Origin of the sequence: Acinetobacter sp. NS-4, assembly GCF_037402435.1 — a bacterium.
GTDB lineage: Bacteria > Pseudomonadota > Gammaproteobacteria > Pseudomonadales > Moraxellaceae > Acinetobacter.
Genome location: NZ_JBBEUE010000017.1, coordinates 1 through 21,263 on the forward strand (window position 1 = coordinate 1; position 21,263 = coordinate 21,263).

Here is a 21,263-nt window from a genome sequence, read left to right on the forward strand (position 1 = left end):
TGCACATCGGAAAGATAAAACTAGAAAAATATCACCAAAGTAATAAAAAAGCCCCTAATTAATAGGGGCTTTTTTAGTGTGAATCAACTTCTTTATTATTTAGTTTAAGTGTCTTCTAGCATGCTTTAGTGCCGTTCTTAAACCCTCTTCTAAAGTTGGATGATAGAAAGGCTTATCTAAAATTTCATCTACGGTTAAATCTTCTGAAATCATCCATGCCAGCATATGAGCCATATGTTCCGCAGCTTCTACAAATAATTCTGCACCCAAAAGCTTGCGTGAAGATTGATCGATATACACTTCAATAGCACCACTATTTTTAGCTAGCACTAAAGCACGACCCTGTTTTTCATAGGAAACCATGCCGGTGACAAATTCAATTTTTGCATCGCTAAGTTGTTTAAAACTTTGTCCTGCGATTGCCATTTCTGGTGCACTAAATACGATAGCTAAAGGTGTGAGTGTTTTTAAGCTTTTGATTGTAGGATAGTTTAAACAGTTGTGTACAGCCTGACGTCCTTCATGTGCTGCCTCATGTTGAATAGGGGTGTTGGTATGTGCATCACCTGTAATGAAAATAGGATAATCTCCCAGCTGTTTGGTTTTACTGTTAACTGGAAGTTTTTTAAGATCGGTATATGTATGATCAATATTATTTAATAGCAATGTATCTAAATAACTTTTACGACCTGTTGCAACCAAGAGATATTCCACATTAAGTTGTTGAGGTTGATTATTTTCCTCAAATTTAATAATAACTTCCTGAGTACCACGCTGTACTGTAGTCGGTAATGTTTCGAATTTAATATTCAAATTTTTACTGATTTCATCTTGGGCTAATTTTTGCAGAGCTGGGCTGCTTAATGCTCCAACTTTACGACTACGAGCAAAAACGGTTGTTTTGACACCTAATCTTTGCATGGCTTGTGCTAATTCAATAGCGATCACTCCACTACCGATGACTGCCAAAGACTGGGGTAATTTTTCTAATTCAAAAATTTGATCGGATGTGATGAGTCGATCACAGAGTTGTTCTTTCCACTGGGAATCGAAGGTTGGGGTAGAGCCTACAGCTACGATAAAACTTTTAGACTGATATTCCTGACCGTTTACTATTATCGTATTTTGATTAACGAATTGAGCTTGTCCCGATATTTTATGTTCAGTTGCCCAGCTATTTACATTTTTGAGTGTCGCATTTATAAAATGGTCTCTAAGCATTCGAACATGATGCATTACTTGAGATGTATTAATTTCAGCTTTAACATTCAGCCCGACCAAGTTGGCATTTTGGATATCATGCATACGATTTGCAGCGGAGATAAGAACTTTACTTGGCATACAGCCGACACGGGCACAGGTGGTATCCCACGGGCCATCATTAACAATAAGAATATTTTGAGTGTATTTAATGGCTTCTTGATAAGCAGCGATTCCGGCAGTGCCAGCACCGATAATAATTAGGTCATACATTGTGAAATGGCTCACTTTTTTATCATATTTTTAGGTTAACACGGTAAAACATTTATCATGCTTTTGTTTACATAAAGTACTAACTATGATTACATATCACGCAATATTAATTAAGAACAAGCTCTAAAATTTTTGAGGGTTCCGGGGATATTCATGAGTAAAAATATTAGTTTAAAATTATCTACAGTTGCTTTGGCTGTTTTACTTGCAAGTTGTGGTGGTGGTGGTAGTGAGGGGTATTTTAATAAGCAAGGTTCTAGTTCAGGTAATGCTTCGAATCCTAGCACAGGCGAAGAAGTAAAATCTGTTAATATTAGTACTATTCAATTAATTGATTCAAATGGAAATATTACTCAAGTCATTACCTCGGAAGGTGTAACAGCGAAAGTAAAAGTTACTGATCAATCAGGTCATGGCATCAGTGGCGCATTAGTAACTTTTACAGCTACAGGTGGTGTCATTTTTGGCACTTCTAATAGTGCTGTGTTAACCAATTCTGATGGTGAAGCTACCATTTCTGTTATCCCGGAAAATAATAATACAAACGGTGCTTATAAAATTTCAGCTAATGCAGATTATGATGGTAAGACTGTTGCGGCAAAAGAAATACCATTTTCATTGCAATCACTTAATATTACATTAGACAATTTAAGTGCTGCAAATACAATGCTTGAATCTGGTGGTTCTACTAATATTACGTTAAAAACAAAGAACCAAAGTGGAGTTAATCAAAATAATGTTACTGTAAATTTCTCTGCAAGTTGCGGTACATTTGAACCTGCTACCGTTATATCGTCTAACCAAGGTGATGTTACTACAGCCTATAGAGCTATAGATGCAGCTGGTAAATTATGTGAAGGTAAGCAAACGATTACTGCTATGGGTTCCAATATCCTAGCGAAAACAATTGAGGTGGATATAGCTGCAATTGAAGCAAACTCTTTGGTTTATACTTCTGATGCAATAAATTTGGGAATTAAAAGCAGTGGTTCCGCATCATCGGGTCAAATTGAATTTACACTTTATGCAAATGGTATTCCAGCTGCAAATAAAGATGTGAGTATTGAACTTTTACGTGCACCTATAGATTTAAGTTTTGTTGTATTAGGTAATCGTGCTGTAAAAACGATTAAAAGTGATCCTGCTGGTAAAGTACTTGTAACATTATATCCTGGAAATATACCAGGTCCAGTTGAGATCAAAGCGACTTTGGTATCTAACCCTAATGTATCCGCTTTATCTAAGAATGTAGCCATTTCTACAGGACGTGTAACTCAGGATGGTTTAAGTTTATCGGTATCTAAGAACTCACTACAAAATGTTATTGATGGTGATAGTGCTATTGTTACAGCAAGAATGGCAGATCGTAATGGTAATAAAGTTCCAGATGGAACGGTCATTAGCTTTGTTGCGGAAGGCGGAAGTATTACGCCTAATTGTTCATCTAAAGATGGCCAGTGTTCAGTGACTTTGATTACTCAAAATCCTCGTCCTTTAGATAACCGTGTGACTGTATTGGCTTATGTAGAGGGTGATAAATCCTTCCGTGATCAAGATGGTGATAATATTTATACTGTTGGTATAGATACATTACTTAGCAATATTGGTGATTTTTTCCGTGATGATAATGAAGATAACCTTTATAGTGCTAACTTAGGTGAATATTTGTATAAGCGTGGTGCAAGTGGGGCAACATGCGCGCCTTCCAAAATTATACAGCCGAATATTGTAGGGACATGTGATAACAACTTAGATGGCGTAATTCGTCAGCAGCTTTTATTTGCATTTGCTGAAAATACACCAACTTTTACCAATGTGAATGCGAGTGGAAGTTTATTGTCTTTTAATATGTATGGAAATAGTGCTCAAAGTGTACCTATGCCAACAGGTACAACAATAAGTGTTACACCTGAAGATAATACAAAAAATAATAATTTAGCTTGTACTGCAGAGCTGGCAAGTGGAAGTTCACCGGTTGCAAGCGTATTCGACCTTAAAGCGCCAACAACTTTTAAAAACAGTACCCAAACTTATTATGGTTATCGTCTAAAAGAATGTGCGGTAGGAGATACGTTGAAAGTTTCTGTTTCTTCGCCAGATAGTAAAGTATCAACGATTTATGTAGATTATCAATAGAAATTATATTTGTACAAAAAACAGCGCTTTGGCGCTGTTTTTTATTTAAAGTATATTAAATAGAAGTGCCTGCACTCACCCCAACCGTAGGCCGAACATTCATTGAGCTACATCCCACAATGACACATGAAATAAGAAATAGAACAATTATTTTATTCATAGAACAATCCTAATTTTGCTTCATTAAATAATAGGTAAGAGCAAGTGCCACTTCGATCTATCATTAATATAGGTTTTGTAAGCCCATAATCATATTCGACAAATTCCACCCTCGTCTGTTTTAAAAATTTTACTATCGGTAACGGGGGAGTAAATAACGCTGATAAGCAATTGTTCAACAATAGGTCTTAATTGATGGAATGAAGCCAAATAGCCTTATCACTCATCAGGCGGATGTGAAGTGATAGACTTAAAATCTTAAAAAATTCAAATTGATCTGTTGTCATTTGACCTCCTAATACCGCCAGAAAAGCTTAACCTACAGATTGAATCAATAGGTTATATAAACAACTCGGCATTAAAGGTCAAAATGAAACTAAAAAAGCACGGTCAACAACGTGCTTAGTCATCCAATAAATCCATTTGTTTTGCGATTTGATATAAATTATTTGAGCGATTTCCGGTACGGCAGAACATCAATACAGGTTTTGGAAGTTCATTAAAGTGATTTGCAAATGTACGTACATCGACTTCAGTAATTTGACCCGCAACGACAGGTTGGAAAACGTAATCTAAACCTGCATTGCGCGCAGCTTCTTCAATTTGGGCACTTGTAGGTTGCTCTGAACCACCTTCCATATCCGGACGGTTGTTTATAATCGATCTAAAACCTTTCTCAGCAACTTGTGCTACCTGTTCCGGGGTGATTTGACCTGCAAAGCCGACATTTTCACTCATTTCGTCACTCCATAATTCGTTAAATAGATTTATGCTTTATGATAGCATTAAGCTGAAACTGGAGCTTAATCTGTTGAAATTTTTATAAGCGATTACAACCATAAAATAACGCAATGGAGCGCGTATGCATTCCTATACAGTTGAACCACTTTATGTAAATAGTGGGAAAGAGGTTATTGCTGCAGATTTTTACCGTCCCAAAACTGAACATAAGCCTGCTGTCATTATTATGGCGCATGGTTTGGCGGCCTTGCGTCAATTTAAACTGGTTCAGTATGCCAAGCGTTTTGCTCAAGCGGGTTATGCAGTGGTATTGTTTGATTATCGTTATTGGGGTGGGAGCACAGGTCGCCCACGTGAATTGGTATCGATTCAATCTCAATTAGAAGATTGGCGCACCATGATTGCGCATGTATTAGAGCGAAAATCAATTGACCCGCGACGCATTGTGCTTTGGGGAACCTCCTTAAGCGGAGGCTATGCTTTAAATCTGGCAGCAGAATTGAAAAATGTCCAGGCCGTTATGGTACAGGTGCCGTTTGTTGATGGTACAGAAAGCGCCAAGCTTTATCCTTTACAACAACTCCCGAAAGCATTAAAAATATCAAGTCAGGACTATATGGGCGCGAAAGTAGGAATGTCCCCCAAAACATTACCTGTTGTGGACAGAAAAGGCTTATGCTTTATGCCTACAGCAGATAGTTATGAGGGATATTTATCTATAGTTAACCCGGATTATTTCTGGAGTGGTGAGATTCCAGCACGCGTTTTTTTCAATCTGATCCGTTATCGTCCTATTCAGGATGTTCGTAAAATTAGTGTGCCTGTTTTATTTATTGCTTCCAAACTAGATAGCCTGATTCCGATTGAATCCAGTCGTGAAACGGCAACCAATATTGCACCTTATGTACAATACCATGAATGGGATATGCAGCATTTTGATATCTATCATGGTCAATGGTTTGAAAAAGCCATATCAACCCAATTAGAATTTTTACATCAACATATTGGAGTGAGCTAAATGATTATTGTATGTCCTGCGTGTGGTGCTAGAAATCGAGTACCTGAAGATAAACTAGAAGCCAATCCAAACTGTGGTCAGTGTCACCAAGTGCTTCTTCCTCTGGCTCCCATTGAATTGAATGAGCACAATTTTAGTAACTTTGTCACCCACAGTGAATTACCTGTACTCATTGATTTATGGGCAGAATGGTGCGGTCCCTGCAAGATGATGGCTCCCCATTTTGAACAGGTCGCAAAACAGAATCCCAAAGTGATTTTTGCAAAAATCAATACCGAGGAATCACCTCAGCTCAGTGGTGCTTTTGGCGTGCGCAGTATTCCCACTTTAGTTTTGATGAATAAAACCAATGAAATTGGTAGAATAAGTGGTGCGCTACGATCTACAGAGCTACAACAGTGGCTAGATCAACATTTAAATGCCAATACTGGGAGTTAACGTGTCAGATATTCATGTAAAACCGGAAGGAACGCTTTCCCTTCAAACAATTGCGATGCCAGCAGATACCAACTGGAGTGGTGATGTCTTTGGTGGATGGATTGTTTCACAAATGGATTTGGCAGGTGCAATTCACGCAGAACGTTTTAGTAAAGGACGCTGTGCAACCATTTCGATTAATCAGATGACTTTTCTGGTTCCAGTCAAAGTCGGTGATGTGATTAGTTGTTATACCAAGATTTTAAAAGTGGGTAATACTTCTATTCAAATGCAGATTGAAGTGTGGGATAGCCATGATGATTCACGTGAACCTATTCGCGTAACCGAAGGCGTATTTACCTTTGTTGCAGTAGATGTAAAAGGTGCAAAGCGTCAAATTCCGGATGAGGTCAAACAAAAATATCAGGCATCACAACCCGTAAAATAATTCGAAATAAAAAGCCCAATCATGATTGGGCTTTTTATCATATTAATGGTCTGGTATTTAGAAATACATTGATATGGTTGTAAATTTTTAAGATTAAATTAGTTCTTTAAATGTGACTTGGATACCCAAGCCCAAAGCATTTCACACTGAATCGGTTGTTCACCTGATTCATCTGTCACATGGACTGTTACCAGCGTTTCGCCTTTTTCAGTGCTTTGCATCAGTTTTTGCTGCTCATCCGTTAATGTGGCAGTTGCAACCATCGCACCTTTGGTTGGACGTTTAAAATCAACTTTTAAACTTTTGATCAGCACAATACAGGAGTCAGGAACATTCATTCCAGTGACAAAACCGGTAGCGGTTTCAGCAATCAGTGCCATGGCACAGGCATGCACCTGACCAATATGATTTTGCATGGCACGATGGTTTTCAATCTTGACCACCACTTTGGAATGACTGACTTCCAGATAGCGAATCTGCGCACTACCGACCATCGGCACGACCCGACCAAATACTTTGCTCCACAGTCTACTGCGGATGCCCTGAGGTAATTTAGAGGTTACTTTTACCAGTTTAGATAAGCGGTTGGTCGGTGTCATGAAGTTTCTCGGCTGTTATTGCATTACAGCATTAGTCTTTAAAGTTGTTAAACTGCAAAGGCACACCAAATTGCTGTTCTTTTAAAAATGCCATCACTTGTTGCAAAGTATCGCGCTTTTTATCAGTTACACGAATTTTGTCGCCTTGAATTGAAGACTGCACTTTAATGCCGCTTTCTTTAATGGCTTTATTAATTTTTTTTGCAGTATCAGAGTCAAGGCCATCTTTAAGCTTGACTACCTGAATCACATTTTTGCCAGAAGCGGTCATTTTCTGTGGATCAAGCGCCTGAATATCGACTTTACGTTTAAAGAAATGATTTTCCAGCATGCTATAGACTTGTTCACATTGGAAATCGCTTTCAGTACTGATTTTGATTTCTTTGTTTTTTTCATTGAGTTCAATAGAAACGTCTTGTCCGCGGAAGTCAAAACGGGTTGCAATTTCTTTTTGCGTGTTTTGAACAGCATGATTTACTTCAAAAATTTCTAATTCAGATACAATATCGAAAGAAGGCATGGTTTAGACCTTTACAAAGGGAAAGAATATCTGAGATGCTAGGGATGTTTTCTTCATTTGCCAAGTGTTGTTTACATCAAAGGAGTGCACAATGATCCGTAAACAAGAAATTACAACATTTGAGTTCCCAGAAAATGCAGTTATCTGGGATGTTCGTGATACAAAAGCCTTTGCTGAAGGTCATGTTAAAGGTGCTGTAAATCAGCCCATTGATGGCTTGAGTGCAAACAGCTTAACTCAGGTGGAGTCGGATCAGCCTATTTACATTTTATGCGGTGGTGGTAGTAAAGCTCCACGTGCAGCTGAGAAGTTAGAGGGTCTGGATAGCTCACGTGAATATGTCATTCTGATGGGCGGTACTCGCGCTGCTCGTGATGCAGGCATGCCACTAGAACAAGATGCATAATCATCTTGTGAAAAAAGCGCCGAAAGGCGCTTTTTTATTGGCAAATAGAAAGTTTCCTCTTCTTAATCTTCTCCTAGAGAGGGAATTTCTCTTGTTAAAGACCAAGGAAGAATTAAAGATTAGGCTTAAAATAAGGCTTCTTCACTTTCACTTTCTTTTCAAAACGTCTGGCACTGAGTTTTTTCAGTAAAGTCGATGAAATTGGGCAAGCTTCGCCCAACACCTGAGCGGCCAAAACTTCACTGCACAGTGGCGCAAATAAAAATCCTTTCGAACCCAGACCCGTCAATGTATAGATCTGCTGATCATCTTTTACCTGACCTACGACAGGAAAGTAATCCTGAGTTTGTGCACGTACTGAAGCACGGCCTTGCCAGCTGTCCACGGGTGCTAAAGTTTTGCTATATTCAGGAAAGACACTGTGGATAAGTTCTTGGTTATGCACATGATCTTCTAGTAGCACTTCATCATCATCGCGATTCGGAAAAAATGACGCCCCTAAAATAAGATGATTTGCATCTAGCTGCATGCAATAGCCGCCATAACTATAGGCCTGTTTATAGTCTAAGGGCTGTGCAGAATTGTTGACCCAACTGACCTGACCTCGAATGGGTTTTAGTACAGGGAAATGCTCAAAGAAATTTTGGCTTTGTCGTGCAGCACAAACCATCACATGATCAAATTCACCCAATAGTTGCTGTGTAGCATCGAATAGATTCACCAAATTCGCCTGTTTGATTTCGGTGACTTCTACCTGCTGATATTGGATTAAAGGATGTTTGAGAATTTGCTCAGCTAATTGATGCGGCGAAACAGCACCGGCCTGTAATAAATTGAGACTGGGCGATTCAGTGCTTAGAATACTGTCTGTGGCGGATTCCGCTTGAAGAATGCCTTTAGGATACTGCTGTGCAAGACCGAGCAATTCATCGGCATTTTTCAGCGCCAATTGGCTCACCTGAATCGGGCGGAAAGCTTTAAAGATTGCATAATGATTTAATGCATGCTGCCAGGCTAAAGTCATTAAATGATCTGAACTTTGTTCAATCGGGCACAGTTTCGGATTGAGCAAGGCCAAAGGATTGCCAGACCCACCGGAAAGAGGTGCTATCTGGTCATAGATTGTCACTTGATGGCCACGCTGAGCAAATGCCCAGGCACAGCTTAAACCTGCGATTCCTGCGCCAATAATCGCAATCTGGCGCTGTTTAAAAATCGCAGCGCTTAGTTCAGTTTGTTTTTCAGTGGAATTTAAATCATTGCAAGATTCAACCTGATCTTCAGGCGCATTCCAGATGGCTTTAAGCATTTCACGCTTATGCTTAAAACCGCGCGGACGTGCAATAGAAATACCGTGATTTTTCAGGCCGCGTTTCAGTACGCCGGCAACGCTGAATGAAGCGAATGTCGTCCCTATATCCGATAAACGCACAATATTGTTGAGAACGTTTTCTTCCCACATATCCGGGTTACAAGATGGGGCAAAGCCATCTAAAAACCATGCGTTGACTGCTGCCGTTTTTTCCACGACGGGAAAGACATCATGTGCATCTCCTAGCCATAAATCCAGGCTAAAACGCTCATCAGGGAAAGACAATCGGTGACAACCCGCAATCGGCAAAGGATATTGGGCAATCAACTGTTCAGCTAAGGGTTTGAGTTCCGGCCATGCATTGAGGGCACGTATCAGGTCATCTTTGCTTAGGGGGAATTTTTCCACAGAAATGGCATGTAGATGGCTATGATTGTCTGGGCGAACCTGTTGCCAAAGCTGCCACAGGGCCAGAATATTTAAGCCTGTACCAAAACCGGTTTCACCGACACAGAAATATTCGAAGTCACTCAGCTTTGCCAGACGGGTAGATAAATCGTTGCCATTTAGAAACACATGCCGTGTTTCAAGCAAGCCATTATCCTTAGAGAAATAAACGTCTCCGAACTGTTTGGAAACGGGAACATCAATTCCTTCCACCTGTTGCCAATCCAGATCGGCAGTTTGAATGCGGCTAGACAAAACCTAAATTACCTTTAAAAGAATCAGTAAGAACGCAATAAACTCAATACAGCAGTCAGTACCACAATTACCACTGACGACGACGTTTGGTGTACACATAACTTGCAATCAGGAAGCCCAGCAATACACCAACCGCAATCGTTGCTGCACCGTATAAAAACATTTGTGCGCTACGCTCGCTTTGCAATACTTGCACCTGAACACCCAAACTGTCATTTTTCAATTGCAGTTCCTGGTTCTGCGACAAGGCATCTAAATTGGCTTTTTCCAGTTGCTGTAAACGTGTGGCTTGATCTTTAACTAGTGCTTTTACTTTGGCATCTTGCACTGCTTTATTTTTTGCAAGTTGCTCTGCGGTTAGAGGTTTGGCTTCCTGGGGTAAACCATTGACATCCAGATTGGCAGCAGGAACAGTACCCGGTTTATTTGCAGCTAAAGTTTGTGGCTTTTGGGTCTGTGCAGATGGTGTTGCAGTCGTTGCTTGAGCAGCAGGGGCTACAGCAGGTGTCGGAGCAGGAGCAGGTTCTACTGCCCAAGCTGTTGAACAGATTAAAGAGAAACCCAATAAGCTTGAAACTACAACACGCATGATTTTATCCTTGAGGGAAAGCTTTATTAAAAGGTTTCACATCAATATGACCATATACGCCTTCTTTTAAGAAAGGCTCATCTTGTAGCCATGCATCTAGAGCGTCACGGTTTTCAAAGTCAACAATAATCGTGCTGCCATAAAAACCTGCTTGTGGATTGCCTGGATCTTTAGGCATCGCACCTGCCACAATTAAACGACCCTCATCATTTAATTTTTGCAGACGTTCCAAATGTTGTGGACGTGTAGCTAGACGTTTTTCGACTGTACCTTCGTTATCAGTACAAGTTACCACGAATAAAGGCATATTCTTTCTCGATCAGTTGACCTGAATTAGGCTTCAGGCGACTTAAAATGTTTGCGCAAGACAATAAACTGAATAATGATAAAGGAAAACATCACAATCATGTCACCAAATGCGGTAAATTCGCCCCAATATTTTCCATGGGCAAATATAAATGCGAAGAAAACATGCAAGAACGACATGAACGCAAACATTCCAGCCCATGCGAAGTTTAAATTTTTCCAGCCTTTAGCCGTTAAATTGAAAATAGGGCCAAATAAACGCTGAATCAACGGATTTTTATCTTTGGTAAAATAAGGCGAAAGCAGGAAAGCACCGGCAAAGACCAGATTCAACAGTGCGGCTTTTAAACGGATATAAAAATCATCGCTCAGCATTAAGGTGATACCACCAAAAATGACAGTCATAAACAGCACAATCCATTGCTGTTTTTCTAAACGGAATTTCTGGCTGATAAATAGAATGCCATACACCACCAGCATTGAGAGGATCAGACCCGCGGTAGCCACCAAAATGTTGTTATTATCAATACCTCCCGCCGAACCGATCAAATGTAATAGCGGATGCTCGGTATCCTTTGGATCAACAGTTTTATATAAATAAAAGAAAATAATGAGTGGCACAAAGTCTAAAAGTGCTTTCATGTTAGAGTATCTAAATCTGATCAAATAAATGACATAGTATAAGTTATGCAAGGCGTAGATTTACATACACATAGTAATATTTCTGATGGAACTTTGTCTCCAGAACAACTTGTGCATGCAGCCATAGAAAAAGGCATTCATACCCTTGCGCTGACGGACCACGATAGCATGGATGGCTTAAAATTAGCTGAAAAAGTTGCATTAGATTTACCGCTAAAGATTATTTCTGGCGTGGAAATTTCCAGCCAATGGTCACGTCCGGCAACCAAGAAAAACTATGCTGTACATGTTGTTGCGCTGAATATGCAAAATCCGCAACCTTTGCTGGCCTTATTGGAACAACAAAAACAGATTCGGGCGATTCGCGCCAGACAGATCTGCGATTTGCTGATTCCGTTGATTGGTGAAGATATTTACGCCGATGTGATTGCCAAAGTGGAGGGTGTTGCAGACAGGATTACCCGAACGCATATTGCCAAAACTTTGGTAGAAAAAGGTTATGTGAGCCGTCCACAACAGGCCTTCGATAAATATATTAAAGAAGGCAAAAAAGCCTATGTAAAATTTGATGGCTTGGGTTTAGAGGAAACCATTCAGGTGATTCATCAAAGTGCTGGATTTGCTGTCTTGGCTCATCCTACCCGTTATGACCTGTCTGCCACCAATATCCGCTACCTGATCGAAATTTTTGCCAAGTTTGGTGGGGATGCCATAGAGCTTCCACCCGCGATTGAGCCGGCTTCAACCCGTCAAATGGTGGATCGGATGATTGAACAGTTTGGTCTAAAGGTATCTGTGGGCAGCGATTTTCATGGGGACAATATGCCGTGGATCAAGCTGGGTAATATTCCGCGCGTTAAAGAAGGGCAAGTGGGTATTTGGGAGAGTTTTGTTTGACCTCTCCCTTGCGAAGTGGCACTTCTCATCTCCTAGAAGGAGAGGAGATATCCATTATTAAAATTTAGAAAGGATAAAAGCTCCTTCTCCCTCTGGGATGATGAATATATTCCGCAAGGGGATGAGGGTCTAAAGCAGATTATTATCTTGTGCCTGAATAGGTGGCGGGGTCGGCTTACCTAAGGTGCTCAATAATTCAATCTCGATGGTGCGTACCAATGAATCTAGCGGCAGGTCATTGCTTTGGGTACCAAACGGTTCTTCGATTTCTGAACTTAAAGCATCCAGACCCAGAAAAGTATAAGCCAAAATACCGACCATTAAAGGCGTCGCCAAACCCAAGGTTGAACCCAGGCTAAACGGTAGCATAAAACAGAAAAAATACACGGTACGATTCAGCAGCACCGAATAGGCAAAAGGCAGAGGAGTGGTGGCAATACGGTCACAACCGGTTTGAACCAGACTCAATTCAGCCACATGCTGGTTCATCTGGGTATAAATAATATCGGAAATTTCACCTTCTTTCAGCGCCTGCATCAATTCCCATTGAATCAAGCTCAAGGTGTATTGCGGTGCATTGGCCTGCTGGTAAAGCTGGGTTAAAGCCTGTGGGCTCATGCCGCTGGTTTCCACCAAAGCTAGGGGATTGGCCGTTTGATGACGTAAACGATCACGCAATACATTGGCAAACACAATGACATGCTGGATGATCCGTTCACGGCGTCCTTGACTGAACATGCGGCAGTCACGGTCAAAATGCCGGGCATTGGCAATCAGCATGCCCCAAAGTTTACGTGCTTCCCACCAGCGATCATAACAGGCGGTATTTTTAAAACCGAGAAAAATGGACAGCACTACCCCAATTAAGGTGAAGCCCACCAAGGGAAGTTCCGGAAAATGAAAATAACCAATATAAGACAGTCCGCCAATCACTGCGGAGATCAGCATAACCACACCTAAAGGCGGCAAAACCTTGGGCAGAATCGTTCCACGCCAGGAAAAGAGCAGCTTGAATATGCTAGGTTGATCACGAACAATCATGTTATTAGTATCAGCAAAATTTTTGTTGATCTTCAATGTTAGTCGGGCTGTTGTCAATATTTGTTACAATTATTTGTGCAGCTTAAATCAGTCCCAGTTCAGCCAATGAGCAGGATCCTTCCGGCGATACAATACAATGATCAATCAGTTTGATTTCCAATAATTGACAGGCCGTTAAAATACGCTGGGTAAGTTCAATATCGGTATTGGATGGCTGTGGCATACCCAAAGGATGATTATGCGCAATCACGATGCTACTGGCATGTTGATTGATGGCATGACGAAGTAATTGATTTGTAGAAATTTCACACGAATTAAGTGAGCCATAGAACATTTTTTTAAAGCTTATTTTTCTTAAATGCGGATCGAGGCAAAGTACGGCAAAAACTTCCTGCTTTTCACCCAGTAATTCAAATTTCAAAAAATCCAGCAAGGTTTTTGAATTATTCAGTTCAATTTTCTCCTGCTGCAAATGTGCTGAAATATAGCGCCGCCCCAACTCCTTAACCGCAATCAGTTGGGCATATTTGCTGGCACCGATACCATGGAACTGGCTCAAATCCTGAAGATCGGCATCAAAAATAGGATTAAGCCCGCCAAAATGCTGCAATAACATTCGTGAAAGTTCTACGGCAGAATGTTGCTTAGAGCCGGAGCGTAAAAAGATGGCCAGCAGTTCTGCATCTGACAGGCTAGCTGCGCCTTGTTGAATCAGCCTTTCGCGTGGACGTTCCTGTTCAGGCCAGTGTTTGATCGATAAATTCATTGTTTTTAGACTTTTTTATTATTAGTGAGGGGTATTACCCCGAGTCGCTGACTTGGGTATGACTTTATTTAATGCTATTGTGAGCGCCACTGCAACAGAAAGGTAGCCTGTTCGTGAGCTTCGATTTGAGTGTGATTCCAAATAAAAACATTGTTTTAGCGGTAACTGGTGGTATTGCGGCATATAAAAGTGCCATTTTGGTCCGTCGTTTAAAAGATGCAGGCTTTAATGTCCGTGTAGTGATGACTCATGGAGCACAGGCTTTTATTACTCCGCTGACCTTTCAGGCCCTGTCGGGAAATCCGGTGCATACTGAATTGCTTAATCCGGAAGCTGAAGCAGGCATGGGGCATATTGAATTGGCGCGTTGGGCCGATTTATTGCTGGTTGCGCCAGCAAGTTGTGACACTCTGGCGAAATTTGCTAACGGTTTGGCCGATGATCTGTTAAGTACCCTATATCTGGCGACCAAGTCACCGGTTTGGGTAGCACCTGCGATGAATCAGCAAATGTGGGCAGCCAAAGCGACGCAGCGCAATTTGAATACCTTGGTGGAAGATGGCGTGCATGTGATTATGCCGGATGCTGGTTCACAGGCCTGTGGCGATATTGGTTTAGGGCGTATGCCTGCGCCGGAAGATTTAGCACGACAAGTGACTGAATATTTCCACAAGGCACAGCGTGCGATTGCCGAAAAATTTGGCATGCTGGCGGGTAAACATGTGGTGATTACCGCAGGTCCCACCCGTGAAGCGATTGATCCGGTCCGTTATATTTCAAACCACAGTACTGGTAAAATGGGTTTTGCCTTAGCCGCTGCCTGCTATGCAGCCGGTGCCAAAGTAACCCTGATTGCAGGCCCGGTCAGCTTAGACACGCCGAATGGTGTGCGCCGTATCAATGTGTCATCTGCGGTAAAAATGTTGGAAACCAGTATGCAGATGCTGGATGAAGGTTGCGATATCTTTATTGCAACGGCTGCAGTGGCAGATTATCGCGTAGCAGAAGTGGCTGAGCATAAAATCAAGAAAGCCGGTGATGAGCTGAATGTGGCTTTAATTAAAAACCCGGATATTGTGGCGACCATTGCCCAGCAACAAAAACGTCCCTTTATGGTTGGATTTGCTGCAGAAACCCAGAATGTTGAAGAATATGCAGCAGGAAAACTGGTGGCTAAAAAACTGGATATGATTGCCTGCAATGATGTATCACGGCCTGATATTGGTTTTGCCTCTGATGAAAATGCCATGATTGTGTTCTTTGCCGAGCAGTATCAAATGCAGAAGCGTGATCTGGAAAAAGCCTCAAAACAGGAAATTGCCCAGCAGCTGGTGGAAGCGATTCATGATGCCTTGCAACACGAAATAGAGCCGGTTTAAATAAAGCTGAAGTTATTCATTAAAATGCAACGAATCCGTTGCATTTTTTATAGGATTTACACTATGTTTAATGCTTAAAACACAAATGTTCAGAACAATTTAAACCGCAATAATAACCACAGTTTTTAAATGGATCTTTCACAGGACATCATCAACATGATCAAAAAAACTTTATCCGCAGTAATATTTTCCATTGCTTTATCGTCCAGCAGCCTGAGTTTTGCACACGGTGCTCTTGAACATAATATGCAAACCCTCTCTAAAAACTTTAAAGCTTTTAATAAGGCCAAAAATCAGCAAGATGCACTGCAAGCGCTGGATAATATGAAAACTGCAGCCTTAGACTCTAAAAAAGTAGACTTAAAAACCAACGATGCGAAAGCACCAAGCTCAGATGCTTTGTTTGATCAATTAGTGGTCGAGATTGATAAGACCAGAACATTGGTGCAGGCAGGTAAATTGGATCAAGCTAAACTGGAAGGCAAAAAAATTGCTGCGGTGAAAGATCAGGGCCATGCTATTTATAATCGTCAATGATTTTATGCATATTCGTCGTTTAAGGCGATGAATACTAAGCATTAGATTAAGCCAGTTATTGCTTCTTTTTCATTCAGTGCTTGTTATATGGAACTGTGCAAGACTGGCTTCTGCTAGCGATATAAAAAGCTAAAAATCAAGATTCAAAAAAATGCCAGCCTATTTTTGAATAGACTGGCATTGTTGCTCATAAGGACGCTTGCAATCAATTTGAAGCCAGATCACCCTGATTTTCTTTCAAATATTCTTCAGTACGCTGCATCGCTTCCTGAATATTGATTAATGCCGTTTCCACATCTTTTAAAGTTTTGGCATTGCCACCGCTTAAGGCCTGGCGCCATTTACGCGCACCCGGCAAGTTCTGGAACAACCCTAAAATATGACGGGTGATAATGGAAAGCGGCGCACCTTCTTCCATACGTTTGGCAATATAGGGCATCATTTGCGCCATAATATCAAAGCGGTCAGGCGCTTGCAGATTCCACAGTTGTCCAAGCTCAGCTAACAGGTAAGGGTTGTGATAAGCTTCGCGGCCAATCATCACGCCATCGACATGTTTTAAGTGCTCTTGCGTTTCAGCCAAGGTCTTTACTCCACCGTTAATTTCAATCAGCAGGTTCGGACGCTCCTGTTTTAAACGGTAGACATCTTCATAACGCAAAGGCGGAACATCGCGGTTTTCTTTAGGCGATAAACCCTGTAACAAGGCAATACGCGCATGCACGATAAAGTTGTCACAACCGGTTTTGGCCACGGTATCGACAAAATGCAGCATTTCTTCATAAGACTGCATGTCATCAATGCCAATCCGGTGTTTGACCGTCACAGGAATATCGACCGCATTGCGCATTTCAGCAATACATTCAGCAACTAGGTCAGGCTCTGCCATCAAACATGCACCAATTTTATTGTTTTGTACGCGGTCGCTGGGGCAACCCACATTCAGGTTGATTTCATCATAGCCCCAGTCTTGCGCCATTTTGCTACAGGTGGCCAAGTCTTTAGCATTGGAACCCCCAAGCTGTAACACAATCGGGTGTTCTTCATGGTTGTAGTCCAAATGACGTTCTGCACCGCCAAAGAGAATGGCACCGGTAGTGATCATTTCGGTGTACATAATGATATTCGGATTAAACAGGCGGGCAAAAAAACGGTAGTCACGAGTGGTCCAATCCATCATCGGCGCGACCGAAATGCGAGGTTGTAAAGATTGGAGAGCAGTCATGGCGTAAACCTGAAATGATGAAAAACCGGAGCGCGGATTATACGTTCTTTCTGCTCAAAGCAACAACACAGGATCGAAAACTAAAAAATAAGTGAGTTTTTAGTATATTGATTATTCAGTAAAAAGTGACTGTGTAACCACTTCTTTATATTGTAAATATTATAAAAATGAGTATGTTTAATTAGAAGAATAATAAAGTATGAGAACTTAAAATGATGCTTTTGGAAGAAATCTTTAAAAGTAAAAAGGCCGAGCATTCTGATTATTTAAACCTAAGAATTCATCGTGGCTTAAGCTGGCTGAAAAAATCGCTAGAATTAGATAGCGACCTTGATCTTAAATTCATGAGTCTGTGGATTTCATTCAATGCCATTTATGCGCAGGATGCCGCGCTGAATCAAGACAAACAAACATTACGACAGTTCCTGTATTTAATCTGCCAGAAAGATCAGGAACATAAAATCTATCATATTCTTTGGGATAAATTTAGCCATCCCATCCGCCTGCTGTTAGAAAATCCCTATGTGTATCAGGGTTTCTGGGATTATCAAAATCAGAAAATCAGCCAGTGCAGCTGGAAAGAAGATTTTGAACAGGAAAAGAAGAAAGTCCATAAAGCCTTACAGGAAAAAGCTTCGGTAGATATTTTATTTGTTGTTTTTAATCGTCTTTATACCTTGCGTAATCAGATGATTCATGGCGGGGCCACCTATAATAGCTCGGTCAATCGTCGGCAATTACAGGATGCCTGCAATATCTTGGCGGCATTGTTACCCATGTTCATGCTTATACTTCTGGAAAATGCCAAAACGCTGGATTTGGGCAAACCATTTTATCCTGTCGTGCAAGTCTCTTAAGAGTAGTGATTTGCAATAAGCCCCAAGATAAAAGGCTGTTTCAAGAGCAGCTTTTTATGAAAGAGAAGCTTTGCGAGCGTGATAACGCATATCCAGAAATGCAAAAAAGACCGCGCAGAACACCAGACTCAATCCTGCAATACAGGTCATGTTCCATCCTCCATGATGCCATGAATAAACGCCAAGTGCCGAACCACAAGCTCCACCAATAAAATAAGCAGTCATGTAGATGGAATTAATTCGGGATTTTGCCTCTGGATGCAAGCGGAAAATAATACTTTGATTGCTGGTATGCACCACGGTCAAACCCAGGCTGATAATGCCGTAACCCACAACATAGCCCCATAAAGCCTGTCCGCCAATATAGAAAAACAGCCAGCTGATCATCAGCAGTGACAGACCGATCCATGTCAGTGCGAGGGTATGGCCACGATCGGCAATCTTGCCAATTTTAGTGGTCGATAATGCCCCAAACACACCAATTAACGTCACCACACCGACCAGTACATCGGATAAATGAAACGGCTCGGAACTGAGTAAAACGGCAATAGTGGAAAACAGGGTACTCATGGCTGCAAAAATAAAAGCGCCAATCAGGGAGCGTAAACCCAAGCGCGGTTCCTGTTTTAGTAAAACCGCCATAGATTTAAAAATTTTGGCATAACTCATGTTTAAGGTCGGAATATGGGGAAGCCTGCTTTTAAGCAGGAAAGCCAAGAGCAGCATCAACAGTGCACTGACCACATAAATGAGTTTCCAGTGAAATAAATTCGAGAGCAAGCCGGCCAGACTGGTAGAGAGTAGCAGACCGACTAAAAGCCCGCTCATTAGAAATCCGACCACTTCACCGGTTTTTTCCGGTTTGACTGCCATGGTGGCTAAGGGAATCAGGACCTGTGCAGCAACAGAAAACAAGCCTGCGATAATGGTTCCCAGCCAAAGCATCGGCAGGTTGATGGCAAAGGCACAGAGCAATAAACCAAGGGCGGCCAAAAACATCAATAGCGGAATGAATTTGGTTTTATTGACGATGTCACCTACCGGCACAATAAACAGCAGCCCAAGGGCATAAGACACCTGGGCAAAAGTAACGGTTAAGGCCACTTGTGATTCAGCCACATGAAAATCTTGCTGAATGGAATGGATTAAAGGCTGGCAGTAATAGTTGGCTCCCGCACATAGACCACAGGCCATGGCCATCAGCCAAAGCAAAGATTTATCTTGGCTGATGTCGAAAGAAGTCTTCATAACAGTCCTTGTTTTATTTCAGGCAGGCGAAGCTTGCTCGGATTGCAATGTACATGCAGAGTATAGCAAGCACATTAATCTGAAGGCACAAATCTTTGGAAAAGCAGTCTTTCGCTGGCTTGTTTAGGGCTATTTTGCCAGCCGTAGTTTTAGGCCTGACTGGCTTGAATTTGGGAATGATAAAAAATTAATGCGAGAATTTCTTTTTCGATAGGGTAATCATCATCACCCCAATAATATTGAGCACGCAGCCCAGCCATTGAATAGCATTTAAATGCTCACCTAGAAAAATGGTGGCCAAGATAATGGTCAGAATCGGGCCAATCGAAGCAATCATGGCAGACTGTGCAGCACCCAGCCGGGCAATACTCTGTGCCATCAGTACCGTCGGTAAAACCGTTACCAGAAGGCCTAAGGCAATGCCGTACCAAATTACACTGACGGGGAGTTGGGTGAGTAACAGCAAAGGCTGCGGCGTGGCAATCATGTAATGGGTTAAGGTGCCTATACAGGCAATACTCAGTGCCAAACCGGTAAAATTCCATGAACCAAAACGTTGAATCAGTCGTGGAGTAAGCAATAAGTACCCGGCAAAACATACCGCACTGGCAAAGACCAGACTGACCCCAAGCCAGAAATGGCCTTCATGCGCGACGTTGCTTTGTTCCTGCAACATCACAATGACCGTACCGCCGTAACTTAAGGCGATGGCTAGCATACTTTTCAGACTAAGTTTCTGCTTATAAATGGCACTGGAAGCCAGAACCGTTAGGGTGGGATAGAGAAATAAAATAATCCGTTCCAGTGAGGCACTGATATACATCAGACCGACAAAATCCAGCCAGCTTGAAAAGTAGTACCCCATCAGCCCTGCAACAACCAATAGCCCCCAGTCTTTCGCTGCCAGCTCTTTATTATGATGACGGTTGAACCAGCACAGCATTAAAAAAAACGGTAAGGCACTGGTCATGCGCAAAGCCATCAGCACCGTGCCATCGACCAAGGGTGACAATGCATAAGTTTGCTTAATAAAAATGGCTTTGGTACTAAACAGGAACGCAGCACCAATCGCAAATAATGAACCTAATTGTATTTGGCTTAGAGTCGGTTTCATTTTACCTGCTTGATTAGGGCTTCTGATCTGAAGAAGATCGAGACAAAGTTGAATTATAAAGTTTTTAAGCCCCGAGGTTAAATGCAAAAAGATGCGAATTATAATTCCAATTTGGAATGATTGATGCTTAGAGCTATTTTCTAGAGGTTACTGACAGCTGGCTTGGCTTCTCTGGAAAGTGAGTTTTTTTTGTCTAAATTTTATTCAAACGCGTTTATTTAGAAACCTTATCTCACTATGCCTATTCTTTTAAAATTAATAAAAACAAGAAGATGAGTATAAAAAATAAATTTTTGCACTAAATTTGTGCAAAACATGTTGAATTGAGACAAATCCAGCGTAAAACATCATCAAGCGAAATGGCTGTAAAATTTTTTTTAATTTATTTTTTTAATTGCCTTAGACTTAGGGCGAATAAGCATTAAATAACAAAAAAACATAAAAATAAGGAAAATCAGCATTTTTTCTGATATGCCGCTCCAGACTTGATTTAGGCAAAACAAGATAGGCAATCGCTTATTTTTTAAGGGAACAAGCCCATTCAAGATGTCATCCTGGCTAATAAAGAGGGAGAAAATTATTTAAATTTAATCAGTCGATAAGTAAATCAAGCAACTTTCTGGGTACTTATTTAAATTCTGATTAAAGGAAGAATGTCAGAAAGATCAATTTTGTGGGACAAGCCAGCTGGAAATGATGAACGGAAAGGTCAAGATAAAGATTAATGGCTT

22 protein-coding genes are annotated in these 21,263 nt (G+C 41.3%); 9 read left to right on the forward strand and 13 right to left on the reverse strand.

Annotated elements, in window-relative coordinates; all coding sequences use genetic code 11:
* Positions 1-99: 99 nt before the first annotated feature.
* Positions 100-1,473: a dihydrolipoyl dehydrogenase gene (locus WAE57_RS12535; RefSeq protein ID WP_337710855.1), complete on the reverse strand. Its 1,374-nt coding sequence runs from the start codon at positions 1,471-1,473 to the stop codon at positions 100-102.
* A 153-nt stretch (positions 1,474-1,626) separates the two neighbouring features.
* Here WAE57_RS12535 and WAE57_RS12540 point away from each other — a divergent pair, with 153 nt between their 5' ends.
* Entirely contained in the window at positions 1,627-3,609 is a 1,983-nt protein-coding gene (locus tag WAE57_RS12540) for a hypothetical protein (RefSeq protein ID WP_337710856.1), read from the forward strand.
* Between the two features lie 561 nt (positions 3,610-4,170).
* On the opposite strand, the gene WAE57_RS12545 is transcribed toward WAE57_RS12540, so the two are convergent.
* Positions 4,171-4,506 (reverse strand): TIGR01244 family sulfur transferase, encoded by a 336-nt coding sequence (locus tag WAE57_RS12545; RefSeq protein ID WP_337710857.1) that lies wholly within the window; start codon positions 4,504-4,506, stop codon positions 4,171-4,173.
* A 124-nt stretch (positions 4,507-4,630) separates the two neighbouring features.
* Between WAE57_RS12545 and WAE57_RS12550 the strand changes: the two genes are divergently transcribed.
* From WAE57_RS12550 to WAE57_RS12560, 3 genes are read left to right on the forward strand one after another with little or no spacing between them, the layout of a single operon-like run.
* Positions 4,631-5,527 carry an alpha/beta fold hydrolase gene (locus tag WAE57_RS12550; RefSeq protein WP_337710858.1) on the forward strand — a complete coding sequence of 299 codons (897 nt, stop codon included), beginning with the start codon at positions 4,631-4,633 and terminating at the stop codon, positions 5,525-5,527.
* Positions 5,528-5,965: a thioredoxin TrxC gene (gene trxC, locus WAE57_RS12555; protein ID WP_086176846.1), complete on the forward strand. Its 438-nt coding sequence runs from the start codon at positions 5,528-5,530 to the stop codon at positions 5,963-5,965.
* A gap of 1 nt (position 5,966) precedes the next feature.
* Positions 5,967-6,392 (forward strand): acyl-CoA thioesterase, encoded by a 426-nt coding sequence (locus WAE57_RS12560; protein WP_237787745.1) that lies wholly within the window; start codon positions 5,967-5,969, stop codon positions 6,390-6,392.
* A gap of 98 nt (positions 6,393-6,490) precedes the next feature.
* Here the strand turns inward: WAE57_RS12560 and WAE57_RS12565 are convergent, their stop codons facing one another.
* Complete coding sequence (locus WAE57_RS12565; RefSeq protein ID WP_301432878.1) at positions 6,491-6,991, reverse strand: DUF4442 domain-containing protein; 501 nt, start codon at positions 6,989-6,991, stop codon at positions 6,491-6,493.
* A gap of 31 nt (positions 6,992-7,022) precedes the next feature.
* Positions 7,023-7,511 carry a YajQ family cyclic di-GMP-binding protein gene (locus tag WAE57_RS12570; RefSeq protein WP_086176843.1) on the reverse strand — a complete coding sequence of 163 codons (489 nt, stop codon included), beginning with the start codon at positions 7,509-7,511 and terminating at the stop codon, positions 7,023-7,025.
* A gap of 91 nt (positions 7,512-7,602) precedes the next feature.
* Here WAE57_RS12570 and WAE57_RS12575 point away from each other — a divergent pair, with 91 nt between their 5' ends.
* Positions 7,603-7,917 (forward strand): rhodanese-like domain-containing protein, encoded by a 315-nt coding sequence (locus WAE57_RS12575; RefSeq protein ID WP_237787742.1) that lies wholly within the window; start codon positions 7,603-7,605, stop codon positions 7,915-7,917.
* A 112-nt stretch (positions 7,918-8,029) separates the two neighbouring features.
* Here the strand turns inward: WAE57_RS12575 and mnmC are convergent, their stop codons facing one another.
* From mnmC to WAE57_RS12595, 4 genes are all read right to left on the reverse strand, one after another.
* The gene (mnmC, locus tag WAE57_RS12580) at positions 8,030-9,931 is read right to left on the reverse strand and encodes an FAD-dependent 5-carboxymethylaminomethyl-2-thiouridine(34) oxidoreductase MnmC (RefSeq protein WP_337710859.1); all 1,902 of its coding nucleotides are present in this window, start codon (positions 9,929-9,931) and stop codon (positions 8,030-8,032) included.
* Between the two features lie 67 nt (positions 9,932-9,998).
* A complete protein-coding gene (locus WAE57_RS12585; RefSeq protein WP_337710860.1) occupies positions 9,999-10,520 on the reverse strand; it encodes a hypothetical protein in 522 nt (173 codons plus the stop codon).
* 4 nt (positions 10,521-10,524) lie between these two features.
* Positions 10,525-10,827 carry a YciI family protein gene (locus tag WAE57_RS12590; protein WP_337710861.1) on the reverse strand — a complete coding sequence of 101 codons (303 nt, stop codon included), beginning with the start codon at positions 10,825-10,827 and terminating at the stop codon, positions 10,525-10,527.
* Between the two features lie 26 nt (positions 10,828-10,853).
* Positions 10,854-11,468 carry a septation protein IspZ gene (locus tag WAE57_RS12595; protein ID WP_086176838.1) on the reverse strand — a complete coding sequence of 205 codons (615 nt, stop codon included), beginning with the start codon at positions 11,466-11,468 and terminating at the stop codon, positions 10,854-10,856.
* Positions 11,469-11,513: 45 nt separating this feature from the next.
* Here WAE57_RS12595 and WAE57_RS12600 point away from each other — a divergent pair, with 45 nt between their 5' ends.
* Complete coding sequence (locus WAE57_RS12600; protein WP_337710862.1) at positions 11,514-12,365, forward strand: PHP domain-containing protein; 852 nt, start codon at positions 11,514-11,516, stop codon at positions 12,363-12,365.
* Positions 12,366-12,494: 129 nt separating this feature from the next.
* Here WAE57_RS12600 and WAE57_RS12605 read toward each other — a convergent pair whose 3' ends face one another.
* Both WAE57_RS12605 and radC read right to left on the reverse strand, forming a co-directional pair.
* Complete coding sequence (locus WAE57_RS12605; protein ID WP_337710863.1) at positions 12,495-13,406, reverse strand: bestrophin family protein; 912 nt, start codon at positions 13,404-13,406, stop codon at positions 12,495-12,497.
* Between the two features lie 82 nt (positions 13,407-13,488).
* Positions 13,489-14,172, reverse strand: a complete 684-nt coding sequence (gene radC / locus WAE57_RS12610) for a DNA repair protein RadC (protein WP_237787736.1) — start codon at positions 14,170-14,172, stop codon at positions 13,489-13,491.
* Positions 14,173-14,285: 113 nt separating this feature from the next.
* Here radC and coaBC point away from each other — a divergent pair, with 113 nt between their 5' ends.
* Positions 14,286-15,551 carry a bifunctional phosphopantothenoylcysteine decarboxylase/phosphopantothenate--cysteine ligase CoaBC gene (gene coaBC, locus WAE57_RS12615; RefSeq protein ID WP_237787735.1) on the forward strand — a complete coding sequence of 422 codons (1,266 nt, stop codon included), beginning with the start codon at positions 14,286-14,288 and terminating at the stop codon, positions 15,549-15,551.
* Positions 15,552-15,707: 156 nt separating this feature from the next.
* A complete protein-coding gene (locus tag WAE57_RS12620; RefSeq protein ID WP_337710864.1) occupies positions 15,708-16,088 on the forward strand; it encodes a cytochrome b562 in 381 nt (126 codons plus the stop codon).
* Between the two features lie 205 nt (positions 16,089-16,293).
* Here WAE57_RS12620 and dusA read toward each other — a convergent pair whose 3' ends face one another.
* Positions 16,294-17,313 (reverse strand): tRNA dihydrouridine(20/20a) synthase DusA, encoded by a 1,020-nt coding sequence (dusA, locus tag WAE57_RS12625; RefSeq protein ID WP_337710865.1) that lies wholly within the window; start codon positions 17,311-17,313, stop codon positions 16,294-16,296.
* Between the two features lie 212 nt (positions 17,314-17,525).
* Between dusA and WAE57_RS12630 the strand changes: the two genes are divergently transcribed.
* Positions 17,526-18,170 (forward strand): hypothetical protein, encoded by a 645-nt coding sequence (locus WAE57_RS12630; protein ID WP_337710866.1) that lies wholly within the window; start codon positions 17,526-17,528, stop codon positions 18,168-18,170.
* A gap of 54 nt (positions 18,171-18,224) precedes the next feature.
* On the opposite strand, the gene WAE57_RS12635 is transcribed toward WAE57_RS12630, so the two are convergent.
* Positions 18,225-19,418 carry an MFS transporter gene (locus tag WAE57_RS12635; protein WP_337710867.1) on the reverse strand — a complete coding sequence of 398 codons (1,194 nt, stop codon included), beginning with the start codon at positions 19,416-19,418 and terminating at the stop codon, positions 18,225-18,227.
* A gap of 187 nt (positions 19,419-19,605) precedes the next feature.
* The gene (locus tag WAE57_RS12640) at positions 19,606-20,532 is read right to left on the reverse strand and encodes a DMT family transporter (RefSeq protein WP_337710868.1); all 927 of its coding nucleotides are present in this window, start codon (positions 20,530-20,532) and stop codon (positions 19,606-19,608) included.
* Between the last annotated feature and the right edge of the window lie 731 nt (positions 20,533-21,263).